The 15,400-nt window shown below is 35.6% G+C and carries 17 protein-coding genes and 1 riboswitch; of the genes, 6 read left to right on the top strand and 11 right to left on the bottom strand.

All coding sequences use genetic code 11. The features are described from left to right. Nucleotides 1–128 precede the first annotated feature (128 nt). Entirely contained in the window at nucleotides 129–878 is a 750-nt protein-coding gene (locus AC6IWN_RS09845) for a phosphotransferase family protein (protein WP_497987238.1), read from the top strand. Between the two features lie 256 nt (nucleotides 879–1,134). Here AC6IWN_RS09845 and thiC read toward each other — a convergent pair whose 3' ends face one another. Beyond that, nucleotides 1,135–2,439, bottom strand: coding sequence for a phosphomethylpyrimidine synthase ThiC (gene thiC, locus AC6IWN_RS09850; protein ID WP_497987239.1), 1,305 nt, complete (start codon nucleotides 2,437–2,439; stop codon nucleotides 1,135–1,137). Between the two features lie 183 nt (nucleotides 2,440–2,622). Then, a riboswitch (TPP riboswitch) is annotated at nucleotides 2,623–2,731 on the bottom strand. 129 nt (nucleotides 2,732–2,860) lie between these two features. Between thiC and AC6IWN_RS09855 the strand changes: the two genes are divergently transcribed. Both AC6IWN_RS09855 and AC6IWN_RS09860 read left to right on the top strand, forming a co-directional pair. Then, nucleotides 2,861–3,142, top strand: coding sequence for a Dabb family protein (locus tag AC6IWN_RS09855; RefSeq protein WP_497987240.1), 282 nt, complete (start codon nucleotides 2,861–2,863; stop codon nucleotides 3,140–3,142). Between the two features lie 174 nt (nucleotides 3,143–3,316). Continuing rightward, nucleotides 3,317–3,781 carry a DUF8821 family protein gene (locus AC6IWN_RS09860; RefSeq protein ID WP_497987241.1) on the top strand — a complete coding sequence of 155 codons (465 nt, stop codon included), beginning with the start codon at nucleotides 3,317–3,319 and terminating at the stop codon, nucleotides 3,779–3,781. A gap of 24 nt (nucleotides 3,782–3,805) precedes the next feature. On the opposite strand, the gene AC6IWN_RS09865 is transcribed toward AC6IWN_RS09860, so the two are convergent. After that, complete coding sequence (locus AC6IWN_RS09865; protein WP_497987242.1) at nucleotides 3,806–4,342, bottom strand: TetR/AcrR family transcriptional regulator; 537 nt, start codon at nucleotides 4,340–4,342, stop codon at nucleotides 3,806–3,808. 131 nt (nucleotides 4,343–4,473) lie between these two features. Between AC6IWN_RS09865 and AC6IWN_RS09870 the strand changes: the two genes are divergently transcribed. Next, nucleotides 4,474–5,217: an EFR1 family ferrodoxin gene (locus AC6IWN_RS09870; protein ID WP_497987243.1), complete on the top strand. Its 744-nt coding sequence runs from the start codon at nucleotides 4,474–4,476 to the stop codon at nucleotides 5,215–5,217. Between the two features lie 34 nt (nucleotides 5,218–5,251). Here the strand turns inward: AC6IWN_RS09870 and AC6IWN_RS09875 are convergent, their stop codons facing one another. From AC6IWN_RS09875 to AC6IWN_RS09905, 7 genes are all read right to left on the bottom strand, one after another. Then, the gene (locus AC6IWN_RS09875; RefSeq protein ID WP_497987244.1) at nucleotides 5,252–6,481 is read right to left on the bottom strand and encodes a diaminopimelate decarboxylase family protein; all 1,230 of its coding nucleotides are present in this window, start codon (nucleotides 6,479–6,481) and stop codon (nucleotides 5,252–5,254) included. A gap of 21 nt (nucleotides 6,482–6,502) precedes the next feature. Beyond that, nucleotides 6,503–6,913, bottom strand: a complete 411-nt coding sequence (locus tag AC6IWN_RS09880; protein ID WP_497987245.1) for a peptide deformylase — start codon at nucleotides 6,911–6,913, stop codon at nucleotides 6,503–6,505. 81 nt (nucleotides 6,914–6,994) lie between these two features. Beyond that, complete coding sequence (locus AC6IWN_RS09885) at nucleotides 6,995–7,783, bottom strand: ABC transporter permease (protein ID WP_497987246.1); 789 nt, start codon at nucleotides 7,781–7,783, stop codon at nucleotides 6,995–6,997. Further along, nucleotides 7,767–8,381, bottom strand: coding sequence for an ABC transporter ATP-binding protein (locus AC6IWN_RS09890; RefSeq protein ID WP_497987247.1), 615 nt, complete (start codon nucleotides 8,379–8,381; stop codon nucleotides 7,767–7,769). The genes AC6IWN_RS09885 and AC6IWN_RS09890 overlap by 17 nt, the downstream gene beginning before the upstream one ends. A gap of 309 nt (nucleotides 8,382–8,690) precedes the next feature. Beyond that, nucleotides 8,691–9,800, bottom strand: coding sequence for a hypothetical protein (locus AC6IWN_RS09895; protein ID WP_497987248.1), 1,110 nt, complete (start codon nucleotides 9,798–9,800; stop codon nucleotides 8,691–8,693). A 12-nt stretch (nucleotides 9,801–9,812) separates the two neighbouring features. Further along, nucleotides 9,813–10,364: an RNA polymerase sigma factor gene (locus tag AC6IWN_RS09900; RefSeq protein ID WP_497987249.1), complete on the bottom strand. Its 552-nt coding sequence runs from the start codon at nucleotides 10,362–10,364 to the stop codon at nucleotides 9,813–9,815. Nucleotides 10,365–10,548: 184 nt separating this feature from the next. Further along, nucleotides 10,549–11,262: a cyclic nucleotide-binding domain-containing protein gene (locus AC6IWN_RS09905; RefSeq protein ID WP_497987250.1), complete on the bottom strand. Its 714-nt coding sequence runs from the start codon at nucleotides 11,260–11,262 to the stop codon at nucleotides 10,549–10,551. A 278-nt stretch (nucleotides 11,263–11,540) separates the two neighbouring features. Between AC6IWN_RS09905 and AC6IWN_RS09910 the strand changes: the two genes are divergently transcribed. Both AC6IWN_RS09910 and AC6IWN_RS09915 read left to right on the top strand, forming a co-directional pair. Next, nucleotides 11,541–11,963: a DMT family transporter gene (locus tag AC6IWN_RS09910; RefSeq protein ID WP_497987251.1), complete on the top strand. Its 423-nt coding sequence runs from the start codon at nucleotides 11,541–11,543 to the stop codon at nucleotides 11,961–11,963. A gap of 43 nt (nucleotides 11,964–12,006) precedes the next feature. Continuing rightward, complete coding sequence (locus tag AC6IWN_RS09915) at nucleotides 12,007–12,489, top strand: DMT family transporter (RefSeq protein WP_497987252.1); 483 nt, start codon at nucleotides 12,007–12,009, stop codon at nucleotides 12,487–12,489. Nucleotides 12,490–12,592: 103 nt separating this feature from the next. On the opposite strand, the gene AC6IWN_RS09920 is transcribed toward AC6IWN_RS09915, so the two are convergent. Further along, nucleotides 12,593–13,876 carry a 4Fe-4S dicluster domain-containing protein gene (locus AC6IWN_RS09920; protein ID WP_497987253.1) on the bottom strand — a complete coding sequence of 428 codons (1,284 nt, stop codon included), beginning with the start codon at nucleotides 13,874–13,876 and terminating at the stop codon, nucleotides 12,593–12,595. Between the two features lie 103 nt (nucleotides 13,877–13,979). Beyond that, nucleotides 13,980–15,377 carry a MocR-like pyridoxine biosynthesis transcription factor PdxR gene (gene pdxR / locus AC6IWN_RS09925; RefSeq protein ID WP_497987254.1) on the bottom strand — a complete coding sequence of 466 codons (1,398 nt, stop codon included), beginning with the start codon at nucleotides 15,375–15,377 and terminating at the stop codon, nucleotides 13,980–13,982. Nucleotides 15,378–15,400: the final 23 nt, after the last annotated feature.

The following is a 15,400-nucleotide window of genomic DNA, read 5'->3' on the forward strand; positions in this document are numbered from 1 at the left end:
GTGTATTTTGCACAATTCATCATGCAAATTTCGTCATATTTATTCGAAAATGCATATACTTTTCTTTTAATATGTAGTAAAATAAAGGTAACACCAAACAATGGCAAAATTTGAAAGGGGAAATAACAATGAAGCTTGAACAAGTCTTAGCAACAAGAAACAAAAAAGCAATCTACAAGGAAGATGATTTAGCAATAAAGGTTTTTGATCAGGATTATCCGAAATCTTCAGTCTTGAACGAAGCATTGAATCATACCCGTGTAGAAGAAACTAATTTAAAAATTCCGCAGATTCGCTCCGTAAGTAATATCGATGGTCGCTGGAGCATCAGTATGGATTATATACAGGGGCAAACCCTAGAACAAAAGCTAAAGGATAATCCGGAGAAGACCTCTGAGTTATTGGAACTGTTCGTTGATCTCCAGATTAAGATGCATTCTAAATCAGCTCCTCTACTCAACAAACTAAAGGATAAATTAGTACGTGTTATTCAAAATACGGATGAATTGAATTCAACTACAAAATATGAATTATTATCCGTGCTTGATAGCATGCCAAAACATACAAAATTATGCCATGGGGATTTTCTACCTTCCAATATTATAATCAACGAATCCGGTGCTTATATCTTGGATTGGTCCCATGCTACTCAAGGAAATGCAAGTGCCGATGTGGCAACTACTTATCTCAAAATGATGCTCTATTACCCAGAGCTTGCAGATTCATATTTAAAACTTTTCTGTTTTAAGAGCAATACTGCATTACCATATGTTCAAAAATGGATTCCGATTGTGGCAGCACAGCACTTAACTAAGGCAAAAGAACCGGAGAAAGAAATTCTTCGTCAATGGCTGGATGTTCTTGATTATCAGGGTTAATCTAGCATAGTGAAAACGAAATCGTATCAAATAAAACCGGTATATCGTATAGCCATCGATTTGGCATTCGATATACCGGTTATTTTTAAGAGATTAATTATATCTATTTATTCAGTGAATACATCAAGTAGACAATAACACGGTTAAACAGCTTCCGTCCCACTGTGTATGAACAAGCACCCAACAACCCTTCCAAAATCTTGACTGAGATCTTAGATGCTAGCTGTTATGTTATAATCTCTTATATTAACACTACTTATAAAATATCAATATGTTCTCCCGCAAGTGCCTTATTCATACTTCTAATTGCACAAAACTTACCACACATAGAACAGGTATCCTCATGCTCCGGTTTTCTTTCCTCACGAATTCTTTTTGCTGTATCTGGATCAATTGCACATTCCCACTGTGTCTCCCAGTCAAACTCTCTTCTTGCATCCGCCATACGATCATCGATATCTCTGGCGCCTTTTACACCCTTTGCGATATCAGCCGCATGTGCTGCTATTTTGGAGGCAATAATACCCTGCTTCACATCCTCAAGATTTGGTAATGCCAGATGTTCAGCCGGTGTGACATAACATAAGAATGCTGCTCCGGCAGAGGCTGCAATTGCACCTCCAATCGCTGATGTAATATGATCATATCCTGGTGCAATATCTGTTACCAATGGTCCTAATACATAAAAGGGAGCACCGTTGCATATGGTTTGCTGGATCTTCATATTTGCTTCAATCTGGTCCAGAGGCATATGTCCGGGTCCCTCAACCATAACCTGTACATCCTTTTCCCAGGCTCTTTTTGTTAATTCTCCGAGTCTAACGAGCTCTTCAATCTGACATACATCTGAAGCATCTGCAAGACATCCGGGTCTGCATGCATCTCCCAGTGATATTGTGACATCGTATTCGCGACAAATATCCAGTATCTCATCATAATATTCATAAAACGGATTCTCTTCTCCTGTCATGCTCATCCAGGCAAATACCAGAGAACCTCCACGAGATACTATGTTCATTTTTCTCTTATGGTTCTTAATCTGATCAATCGTTTTACGTGTGATACCGCAGTGCAGGGTTACAAAATCCACACCATCTTCTGCGTGAAGGCGAACCACATCAATAAAATCCTTTGCTGTTAATGTAGATAGATCTCTTTGGTAATGAATTACGGAGTCATAGACCGGTACCGTTCCAATCATTGCCGGACATTCAGAGGTAAGCTTTCTTCTAAATGGAATTGTATTCCCATGTGAGGATAAATCCATTATGGCATGCGCCCCCATATTAACCGCTTCCATTACTTTCTTCATCTCCAGATCGTAATCCTTACAGTCCTTTGACACACCCAGATTAACATTTATCTTTGTTTTCAGCATGGAGCCTACCCCTTCCGGCTCAATGCATTTGTGGTTTTTATTCGCACAGATTGCTACTTTACCTGCTCCAACCAGGGGAAGCAGCTCTTCTGTCGTCATCTGCTCCTTTTGCGCCACCTTTTTCAATTCCTCCGTTACAATCCCTTTTCTTGCAGCTTCCATCTGTGTTGCATAGTTTTTCATGATCTAATATCCTCCAATTTTTTATTTTCATGATTTGGTGAAAGTCAATGAATAAAACAATATTTCAGATACATTTCTTTGCCCGCATAGATAGAAAATTGATTAACACTTTGAATAAGAATGTATGTAATGATGACATGTAAGCATAAAAAAATACACGTACACCAAGGAAAGTATACATGCATAGTCAGCTAAATATATCTCTACGTTGGCATTATCCAAATCAGATTATGGGTCTAAGCGATACAGCTTACTCTCAGCCTGCTTAATGCAAGCTCCCCTTTTTATATTCTATATCATACCAGTATTACCTAAATGAGTCAACAAGTAAAAACAAACCTGACCCTATGTTGTCAGGTTATGGATGATATACTATTATAAGATATAATAACTCGCTATGAAACACAAAACGGAGGGAAAAATGATAACAAACACATTACTCATCAAATTAAATGAAAATGAAGAGATAGAAAAAACAAAATCGGCCCTATTAAGCATGAAAGGAAAAATCACAGTCCTGAAGTACCTACAAGTAGAGACAGATATTCGGAGAGGAACATCCTCTTATGATATTCTATTAATCACTAAATTCAATACAATGAAGGACATGGAATCTTATTTGTCTAATCCCGTTCATCTAGAAGTTTCAAAATATATTGCAACAGTAATGGTATCCGGTGCCTCTGTATGCTATGAAGATTAATTTTTTCACTAATTAGCCATATTACAAATATCGTCATGTACTAATTGCATTATCTGATTTATAATTATATTCAGATTCATTTTTGATAAAATTTAGGGGAATAATAACTCTATTATCATTAATGCAAATCTTAATAGTGTATAATGATTTTATATTTAATATGGAGGTACCACTATGTCCTATGTTGTTGATTTTAAAAATGTATCCACTGTTGGCCTTGAATCTTCTCCCGTAGTTGATGCTCTGGCTGGTTTGCGTGCGAATGAGGCACGTTATTATATGAATAAATACAAGCATGAATTTACAGTAGTACCGGCTAGTGAGAGCCAGGATACTATCGATTATGTAAACCACATTCTAAAAACGGAACGTAATATTGAATTTGCTGCAAAGCCACTCGAAACATCAAGTTTTCAAGTAGAAAATCTTAAAATGGCGTATGTCTTTTATGAAGATGGTCTGGCCGTAAATGTAATGTATACAATTGATGATTCAAAGAAAAGAGCGGTTGGTTTTAAGCTTTCGGAAGGAATGGAAATACCGAAGGAATTAGAGGAAAAGTTTAAATTTGCAAGACAAAAATCTAAACTTGCCGGAACCATCCGCGGGTCTTTCTTTGTAATTAAAGGGGAGTATTAATACTCCTCTTAGGTAATATATTTATTAATGCCTCATCAGACTATAACAGATATCTGCCATCTTTTCATCACTTTCTTTAAGTCCGTCCTTTACCCACTCGATCAGAACTTTATATAGCCCACCGGCAGCAAACTCGATTAGGTACCGCCCTCTATCTTGGTATTCTCCGGTGTCACATACAATATTTCTTGATAGGGAATGGAAAAACTCAATGCATCTCTCTAAGATCAGATGACTTAAGTTTGATCTTATTAAGTTTGTGACCAATCTTTCCTGCTTTCTAAAATATGCAAAAAACATACGTATACTATCCTTATCATAATCATGTATATTTTTTATTACCGCATTGGAATAATCCTCAAACAGCTCATCCAGATAATTATTGATGACATCTTCTAATATAGCATAATGCCTATAAAACGACATGCGGGATACTCCTGCCTTTTTAGTAACCTCAGTAATTGTAATCTCCTTGAAATCCTTCTTTTCCATAAGTATCATCAGTGCTATAAAGATACTTTCCTTTACTATCGTACTTTGCACATTTTTTTTCTTAATCATATACATTTTCTCCGTTTTTGTAACACTTGATTATTGTTCTATTGATAAATCTATTTAGATACATTATACTGTGCTCTATTCCATGTTACAAGTGTAACAATTAAATTAAAAATAACTTTTTGGAGGAATGTATGAAAGTATTATATTATACTGCAACCGGTAACTGCTTATATGTGGCAAAACGTTTTGGTGGAGAGACTTACTCTATTCCGGCACTGTTAAAAAATGAGGATTTTACTATTGAAGACGATATCATTGGGATCGTATTTCCGGTGTACAATATCAGTGTACCGAAGCTTGTGGAAGAATTTTTAGATAAAGTGAAACTGAAAGGCAAATATATATTTGCTATAGCAACCTACGGAATGGTTGCCGGAGGCGTAACAAGACATCTCCTAGAAATCGGGAAAAGGAATAATATTCATTTCTCCTATATTAATGAGCTCATAATGGTTGATAACTTTCTACCTGGCTTTGAGATGAAAAATCAGGTCGATGGGCTCGGGAAGAAAAATGTTGAGGGGAATATTGATCAAATTATTCAGGATGTAAGAAAGAAGCGCTTATACCTGAAAAAACACTCAATCCTTGTGGTTCCCCTCAGACATATGTTTTCTAAATTGAATCATGATAATTTTGAGAAGGATTTTTACACGGAGGACAGCTGTAATGGCTGCAAGACCTGTGAAAAAGTCTGCCCTGTGAACAACATTAAAGTCGATAGTAAGCCAGTATTCAATCAAAATTGTCAACATTGTCTGGCATGTATTCAGAATTGCCCTACGAAAGCAATACATCATAAAAAAGAAAAGAGCAGTGAACGATTTCGTAATGAACATATTAGCTTAAAGGAAATCATCAATGCGAATGAATAAGCTCCCCATTCCGATCAAAGATATATCATAAATATTATTCAGAGGTAATACTGATATTATTTCCTTTTCCACTTAAGAAAAGCTGTCTGGGAGGCTCTTGGGAAGAGAATTGCATAGGTGACAGAACGGCTGCATAACTTCCTGCGTTGGTGATAACAATTACATCACCACATTGTAGCTTCGGTAATACGATATCTTTTGCGACAACATCGGTTGCTGTACAAAGATTTCCGACTAAGGTTACTTCCTCTGTCTCTAATTCCTCCGTTAGAGTTATTATTTCAAAGGACTTTGCTCCCGTAAAGAGCGGTTCACTGGCATTTAGTGTTCCGCTCTCATGATAACTCATAACAAGCTGAGCGATTGATGGACGGATAAAGCCATTGAGTGTGTTTTTCAGAATTAAATATGTCTTTCCATGGGATATCTTCTTATCGACTACCTTAGTAACATACACTCCACTTTTCCCAACGACATACCGACCGGTTTCTATATATACATTCAGGTTGGGGAAGCGTGACTTGAACTGTTCAATCATAGAGGAGGTTATTCCTCCCAGATAAATCGTGTCCAGTGGTGTATCCTCCGCAGTGTATGGGATGCCGATTCCTGAGCCCATGTTAAGGAATTGCAAAGGTTGATCCATAATACTTTGAAATACTTCTGCAAGTTTTAATAGTTTCGCATAATATCGCTCCAACACTCCCGCATCTAATTCCTGACTTCGGATGTGCACATGTAATCCAATTATTTTTATGTATTGTAACTTTTTCAAATTCGGTATTTCTTCAAAAAGCAGCTCTTCATCAATGCCAAACTTCGAAGCACTCCCCCTATTTGTGTAGAATGAAAAATCAGGATTCACCCGAATTCCGATCTCAGCTATCACATTCATGTCTTGTGCTACCTGATGTATTAGCATAATTTCGTTCAAACTGTCTGCAATAATTGTAGATACTGCGATGGTTTCTTCTATATCTTTTTTGGTTTTACCAGGGGCTGAGAATTGTATCATATCTTTTGATACACCATTCTCTTTCCCCATCATGACTTCTGCAACACTTGCTGCATCTACCCCGAATCCCCCTGATAATACGGATTTTACAACAAATGGATTTGAGTTGGTTTTAATGGAATATAGGAAATCAACATTCTTAAAATCCCGCTTCAAACGCCCAGTGTTTTCGAGGATAACATTTTCATCGTACAAATAAAAGCTATCGTAAAATTGAGACTGATCCAGTATAACTTGCTTATTAAACATAATCCACTCCCCTTCCTAAATCTATATCACAATACCGTCGCAATGGTCTATCTCATGCTGTATAATCTGGGCAATCCAACCAGAATACTTCTGTCTTTGACTGTTCCATTGTGCATCCAAGTATTCAACCTCTATCTCTTTGTACCGAATTGTCTTTCTTACTCCGGTAAGTGATAAACAACCTTCTTCGGTTTCATATGAACCTGTTTTCTTGACAATGACCGGGTTTATCATTGGAACATTTGCAAACCCCATACTTACAGCAATAATTCTTTTCTTTACACCAATCATATTAGCAGCCATACCAACGCAACCTGCTTCATTGCTTTTTAGTGTATCTAATAAATCCTGAACAACATATATATCGTCTTTTGTAGCATAATCTGATTTCTGATTGAGAGAGAATATATCCCTCATGATTGGTTTTATCATAACTTTTGTTCTCCTAGTTCTATAATTTCTGAAAGCATATTCTGTAATTAATCTTACAATGGCTGTATGTGAATGAATGATTCATTCATCCCTTTGAATTAGCTGACTTTGTTCATTAAAAAATGTTTTATATCCTAACTGAACAAATAGTATCACGGACAATGAGACACTACCCATTATACCAAGCATAATTGCAATTTGGTATTCAATCGCTGTTACGGGCGAGGTGCCAGACAATATCTGTCCCGTCATCATTCCCGGTAAAAATACAATTCCCATACCAACCATGGAATTGATGGTAGGTAGGATAGCGGAATCAAATGCATTATTAACGATATGCTTTGATGCCATCTTTGGAGTTGCACCAAGCATCAATGCTCCTTCTACTAAATGTCGTTGTGTTTGAATTCCATCAACCAAACGCCCTACCCCCAAAGAGATACCTGTCATAGAGTTACCAATAAGCATCCCTGCAATCGGTATAAAATACCGTGCATTATACCAAGGCGTAATATGGACTACGATAAAAAGGAAATACAATAAACAACTTACTGTACCTCCAACCATTGATATTGCAATGATTTGCTTCAGCTTTCTAGATAGTCTCGACTTGTTATGTTTAATAATCGTGTATATAGAGAAAATCTCCATCGCAATTATGAAAACAACCGTATAGATTGGTGACGAATTATTAAAAATATATTCTAGCACATATCCTGCAAGAATAAGCTGAATCGTCATTCTTATACAAGATATTAAAATTACTTTTTCTCTAGGAATTCCTCTTATCTTAACAATAACCAATAAAATCAGAACAAACAGGTATGCAGCAACCATTTGCCATATCTGCAAATTAATTACCTCGTTCATCGGATACCCTCCATTCATTCACTACTTTACCTTGATTTAGCTCAATCATATGCTCAGCATACGTTTGAGCAATATTTTTAGAATGAGTAACCATGATTAAAGTTTTATTGGCTTCTTTTATATAAGAAACAAATTTATCTATAATAATCGATTCTGTATCGTCATCAAGAGCAGAGGATGGTTCATCTAGGAGAAACACATCAGGATCTAGTAAAATTAATCTTCCTAAAGCAAGACGTTGTTTTTCACCCCCAGATAGTTTTTCACTATCAATACCTAGTTCTTTAATCAAATGCACCATTTTTAAAACATCAAAAAGATCTTCATCACAAACGATTGGTTTCTCAGCAAACTTCAGACCAATTAAGAGATTATCCCTAACAGTTCCGGGGAATATAGTAGGAAACTGTGGGAGCATTACAACCTTTCTCCTTAGCTCCACTGATTCGATTGTAGTAAGGGAATGGTCGTGGAATAAGATCTCACCACTATCACAACTAATAAGTTTATTAAGAAGGCGTAGCAATGTGGATTTACCGCTTCCACTCTCTCCAACAATGCATGTGATCTCATGATGTTTAATTGAAAGATTTTTCAAATCAAGAATATGTTTATATTTTACATTTTTTAAGTTGAATATTATAATCCCTCCTTAATTAAAGATCTCATTCATAGTTAAGATCTTAGTATTTTTAATGTACCATAAAAAAAATTGGAGTGATACAAAAAATATGAAATTTCACAGCAACTTTACAATACTTTGCACTCACCACGGTTATTTGTTAAGTTTTCTATAAAAGAAAGCATGCGATCAAAATGGATCGCATGCTTTTTTTATGAATTAATTAGAATTGCAAATTTCATTTGGGTACTACCTATACTTACATTGGTTCATATAGAATATACTTTACATTTTTCCTTTTTCAAAAATAATCGTGCCATCCTCTAAAGACATTTTAGTTAACTGATCTACATCAAATTTGTAATTAGTAAGGTAATGCATTAAGTTACTATAGTTTTCTTCATCCCAAACCGTATGCTGATTAATATGTTTCTGATACTGAAAGGTAGGCGAGAATTGTAGATAAATATCATACTTATTCGCCTCTTTCATACCGCCAAAATTTGATACTTGCAACATATCCTTTGTTCCATCTACATATGTTGCGATAAACGTAGGCGTATGTTTATCTTGATGACTTAACGCTTTTTCTATACTATCAGAAAGTAAACTGTCTTTTTTCAAAAGAAAACCATATGGACTGAACGATACGGAAGATTTTTTATCTGCATACAAATAATTTTCTGGTTCAGTGACACTTATTCCGCTGATCTCAGCGTATGCTCCCTCCATCTTGACTACTAATTTATTTTTTGAATTTATTAAAGAAGGACATATTCCTGAAATAGTATATCCATAAGGTTTGGTAATCTCTTTTATGCCTTTCATATTCCGCGTTTGATTAATCGATAGAGAATTAATTTCGTGATATTTGTTTTCATCCTGCCAATATAATGTAATTGAATCATCTATCATAACGTTTTTACCGGCGTCATCTTTTATGGATACCAATATATAGAAGAAACCGTTGTTATCCATAGTATACTCTTGAACCTGTAACCGGTATTTCCCCAGTGCAATCGATTTGTTTTGATTAAGCACTTCTTCTTTTTGTTTCTCTATTACTTTTGCCTCTTGTGTATCATTATTTTCTTCTTTTCCAGAAAACATTTGCTTACTCCACATGTTCCAGCTAACCTTTCCTGAAGCAACTGATATCGTAGTAAAACCAATCAACAATACTAGACAAGCAACTGCAACATAAGTTCCATAACGTAAGATAGAAGAAATGGCTTTACGTTGTCGTTTACTGTATGAGTCAAATTGTATAGAATTTGTATCATCTACTCCATTTTCTGACTGCCACTGGTGAAGGATCTGTTTCCCATGAACCTTGTCAGTTTTCATTTCCTTTAATTCTTGATTGATTATATTTTTTATTATTTTATGGTTCATCTTTTACTCCTTTCATTTTTTTGAAGAGAGGTATTCTTTCAATCGTTTTTTCCCTTGATGAAGCCGATAAGCGACAGTTGTCATACTCTCTCCGGTTATTTTCGTAATTTCTCGGAGTTTCAGTTCTTGATAATAGTGCAAAAGAATTACTTCTCGATACGGAGTATCTAATGTCATAATTGCTTGTGATACAATACTCTTCTCAATTAATAGTTCGATCTCATCAACCGATTTTACGGTAAGCAATGATGCTTCTGGCGAAAAATCCACCGGCTTATTCTTCTGTGCTAAAATTACAGTCTTACATACATTAATTGCAATTCGTGTTAACCATGTTTTTTCAGTGGAATTTCCTTGGAACTGGTGAATACTCTTGGTCACCCGAAAGAAGGTCTCTTGCAACGCATCCTCTGCCAATTGATAATCCTTCAGATACAAATAACACAAACGAAGAATCTCATCACTATGAGACTGATAAAGTTCTTCAATACGCACAACGTCTAAATTCTTTTTTTCATGGGGCATGTCCAAATCATCTTCTTGTAAGCTAATTAATACTTCCATTACATTCCTCCCTTCTTTCAAGAATTCTAAATAGCTATTTAGTGATATTACATATATTAGACTCTTAAAATTAATATTTTTATAGTTGATATATTCTTTTCTTTAAAGTTTTCTTTAAAGCTTTCTTTACGTTATTTTATTTTTTTATTTAAAATTTTCTTAACTTTAAAGTTTTTTCATTCATTTACTGATATAAATCAGCACTCAGTTCCCTTAAAGTCTTCTCTTCTGTTACCGTATAATTTTTACCTTCTTTTTTAATTATTTTCTTTTCACATAGTTCTGAAAGTGTGCGAAGTAAATGTCGATAACTGGTACCAAGTAATTCAGCGATCTCTGTCAGATTTTCATCAAATTGTATTACCGTCTTTTTTTTGCTATTCTCTGATGAATTAATAATTATTCTTTCTCCTGCTGTATAGATATAGCTTGCCAGTCGATTCTCCAATGGATATAAGAGATTAATTGAGCTATTATTCGAGCATCGGTTTAGCTTTCCGCCCAATGAAGAACAGATATAACGAAGAAACTTTGTGTCTTCAAGTAGGTACTTTCTAACATTATTATAGGAAATTCCGATACAGAAAGTATCTTCAATTGCCTGGACATTTGTCACTGCATTTACTGAATCCACTGCCTCCAAATCCCCTAGTACTTTAAAACCTTGGTAAAAACATAATAGCAGGGATTTTCCATTACTTAATGAAGTGAATACCTTCGCTTTTCCCTCGGTCAGAAACAACAGATAAGGAATTTCCTCCCCTTCCTTTAACATAAACTCATTCTTTTTGAACAATAACAGCTCCATCCAAGGGGTCATATCCTCCGAAAAAATATTATTTATATTATATTGACTGATGTAACTTATTAGCTTTTCTTGGTCTTTCACTTTGATCATGTTCTTTCAACTCCTTCTTCAAACATCTATAGTTTAGGATACGCATTAAATTTCTCAGACTTCGCCAAATAATTTTGAACAATGGTTACCAGTAGCATAGTAATATCTAATTGTTGATATAAAATTGTAATTATATAATCGTTAAATTTTTAATCTGCTTTCTTCCCCAAGTATGACATATGTCATATTATCTTTCAATCAATTCATGTTATAGTAAACACGAAAATAACAAAACATATAAAATCAAGTATCAGTGATTTTATTAATGAGGAGGATGTATGAACTATATTATTTCGCTATTCGTTGGTGCCATAACATCAATTATGATATTTTTTAATGGAAGCCTATCGGACATCTATGGAAATCCCTTGTCAACTGTGTTAATTCATTTGTCCGGTCTAATCGCTATCATTCTTATTCTGATACTGACAAAATCCCGTTTAAAACTTCCAAAAGGTATTCCTCTTTATCTGTATAGCGCCGGTTTTGTAGGAATAGGAACCGTAATGTTAACAAATCTGTCTTACCTGACGTTGGGTGTTTCACTATCACTGGCTCTTGGACTACTTGGTCAGACAATATTCTCATTACTCACGGATCATTTTGGCCTGCTCGGAATGAAAAGATTAAAGATGGATCCGAAAAAGTTAATCGGGCTTGGGATTATCGGAATTGGAATCTGTATTATGGCTTTGAGCTAATGGAATGATATTTTAATTTTATTTATACCGAAAGGAGTTTTATATGCTATTCATTTATTTGATTTTATCTATTCTTGCTGGTGTTACTGTAGTCCTAGGGCGAATTCTGAACGCCAATCTTGCACAAAAGATAGGAACAGTACAGGCAACTGCTATAAATTATGTCGTAGGAATATTCTTTTCTTTCTTATTCCTATTGTTTGTAAGTAAGGGGTTGGATATCTCTTCTCCAGCTAAAGCAGTTCCTCTGTGGGCGTATTGTGGTGGAATTCTGGGAGTAGCCGTTATCATGATTTCTAATTACACCACACCAAGGGTTCCGGTGTTTTATCTTACTCTTTTAGTATTCCTAGGACAGTTAAGCGTAGGAATTTTAATAGATTGGCTGATCACTAAGGACTTTTCTACCGGAAAACTGATTGGAAGTCTATTTGTTGTTGCCGGTTTCACCTATAATCTATTACTGGATAAGAGATCTGCGAAGACACAGAAAAGAGAAGTTACGGAAAAAGAGAATAATTGTTAAAAATAAAATGAATTTAATTTAGAAAAAGAACCACCTTACCGAGTTCAAAAAATTCTGTAAGTTGGTTCATTTTATATCCTTTTAATAAAAATCGACTCTAGAATTATGCTTTCTTCTCACTAAGTTTAGATAACAACTTATCCAGATAGATTGACTTGAATTGCTTACTTGCCATAACCTGCTTTAGCGGTGGTAATTTGAGAATTACACCGAACACTGCTGCCATCGCACGATGATTTGCAAAAGCCTGATTATCGAAGATTAGGTTTTGTAGAGTTCCTTTTTCAATAGCCTGTAATACAAAACGATGGGTACTATTCACCGGTGTAATAACTTCTATCTTTCTTCTCTCTAATTCAATGGCATTCTTGTGACAACTTCTCACACATACTCCACAGCCAAGGCATACTTCTTTATCTACCCGTGCTACTTTCTTTCCCTCTTTGGTTTTCTTCATCGAGATTGCTAATACCGGACAGACCTTTTCACATTTCCCACATCCAACACATTCATGTGATATCTTAGGGATATAATTGGTCGTTGCTACCGGTTGCATTGGGCTGAATTTTCTGGCTGCTTGCAAAGCTTCACAACAACAACCACAGCAATTACAGATAAAAGCAGGATCTTCTCTAACATTTTCACCAATCTGAACCAAATTAGCTGCATAGGATCGTTCCAATACATCCATTGCCTCTTTTTTATCTATCAATCTTGCGTGTTGGCCATGCTCTGCAAGTGAGCGGGCTACATTACCGAAGGTGAGGCAAACATCTAGTGGAGCATCTATCTCACATGGATGACCTGCATGAAGCATCTTGTGTCTACAATAACAGGTTCCAAGACCAATATGAGAAGCTTCATCAATGATATGACTTGCTCTTTCGTAATCTAAAATATGAATTGTGTTTTCATTGGTAAGTACAGGCTCCTGTACATATACTCGTCCAAGATGCGTCTCCGTCGCATAGAATAAATCCTTCACAAACTCCTCTTCCACATTCATATATTGATAATATAATTCACTCAGATATTTCTGATCGATATCGCCTCGTGTACGCATCAGTGCAAACTCAATAAACCCTGCCATCGGCGGTGGCATAACGAATTGTCGTTCCCCATTATGATAAGAATCCACCAGTAGCGCCTTCTCACATAGACGCTCTAAGAATGCTTCTGCCTTCCCTTCACTGGTATGCCATATTTTTGCTGCTTTCTTTGCCGTAAAGGGGCGAACCGGCAATAATGAAACCCATTTTGCCTCTCGTTCTGTATACAGCACCTGCAAAATCTTATATAAACTTTCCGTTGCGGGCGCTCCTTGTGTAAACCAATTAATTCTTTCTTCCAAATTCTTATAGGCATCTTTACTTGTAATATGTCCCATATTTCACCTTCCTAACATGTAATTTTAATTATACCTATAATTGCTACAGGTATACAAATATTATCCATATAAATCAAGTTTCTTCCATCGATTATGGCTCCATTTACAGTCTACCTCCTAGGATACCGGCTAGTAATTGTATCCCCTTCTCCATCTGTTCCATGTCGGTATTGCCATAGCCAAATAATAACGAATTTCCTATTCCACAACATGAATCTGATGGTATAAAATGCTTATCTATTGTGGATATATCAATATGTGACCTTTTAATCTGATCCATCCTATTATCATCAAAGGTAATATTCTTAAATGTTGCTACTAGATGCATTCCAGCCTGCGCACCGGTAATTATAACTTGATCGCCAAAGGCTTTCTCAAGTAACCCAATCAGATAATTTCTCCTCTTTAGGTATAATCTTCGCATCTTGCTAATATGACGTTCAAAATGACCCACTTCTATAAACTTTGCTAATGCAATCTGTTCAAAATTAGGAGAGTGTAAATCAGCTACATACTTAATATCTTCAATTTCCCGAAGCAAATTATCAGGTAAAACCATGTATCCGATTCTTAATGAAGGCATTAGTGTTTTTGAAAATGTTCCAACATAGATTACCTTACCTGGATCTAAATATTGCATCGCTTGAACCGGATCGCCAAAAAAGCGAAATTCACTATCATAGTCATCCTCCACAATAAAGGTATCATGGTTTTGAGCATATTGTATCATTTCAATCCTACGGTTAATCGGAAGTACTACTCCCGTTGGAAACTGATGACTGGGTGTTGTAAATATTAATTTTGGAGGGTCGTTCGGTAATTCAAAAGTAACCATTCCTGTTTCGTCAACCCGAATTGACTTCACTGTAACTTGATTGCTCATTAATGTATGAAGAATTCCATGACTAAGCGGATTTTCAACAAGTACATATTCCCTCTCTTGTACAAGTTGACATAATAATGAAAATGCTTGTGCAGCACCATTTGTAATCAATATATTATCTGGTGATGTGCACACACCCCTGACCCGTTCTAAATATTTTGCCAGTTGTGTACGCAATTCATAATTTCCAAATGAGTTTTGATAGTCCAACATCTTTGTGTTCAAATTCAGGATACATTCTTTATAGATTTGTGCCCATTTATTAATAGGGATACTGTCCAAATCCGGTATACCGGTACGAAAAGATATTGTCTCTGCTTCGTCTCGCCTTATCTGTGTAGTAGCATTTACTCGAATATTCTTCTGTTCAAAATGGGTTCCTTTTGATATATAAGTACCGGAACCGCTTTTCGTGTAAACATATCCTTCTGCTATTAATTGTTCATAGCAATCCAGTACTACATTCCTGGCAACATTTAACGCTTTTGCCAGTTCACGGGTTGAGGGAAGCTTATCCTCTGATTTTAATTTGCCGCTCATAATTAATTCTTTGTAATGGGTATATAACTGCTTAGATAAAGATATTTTAGAATTTCTATCGATATTAATAAAATTCACATTACTCCTCCTGCTGCCAATAC

The organism is Variimorphobacter sp. HTMS_6, from assembly GCF_059717775.1.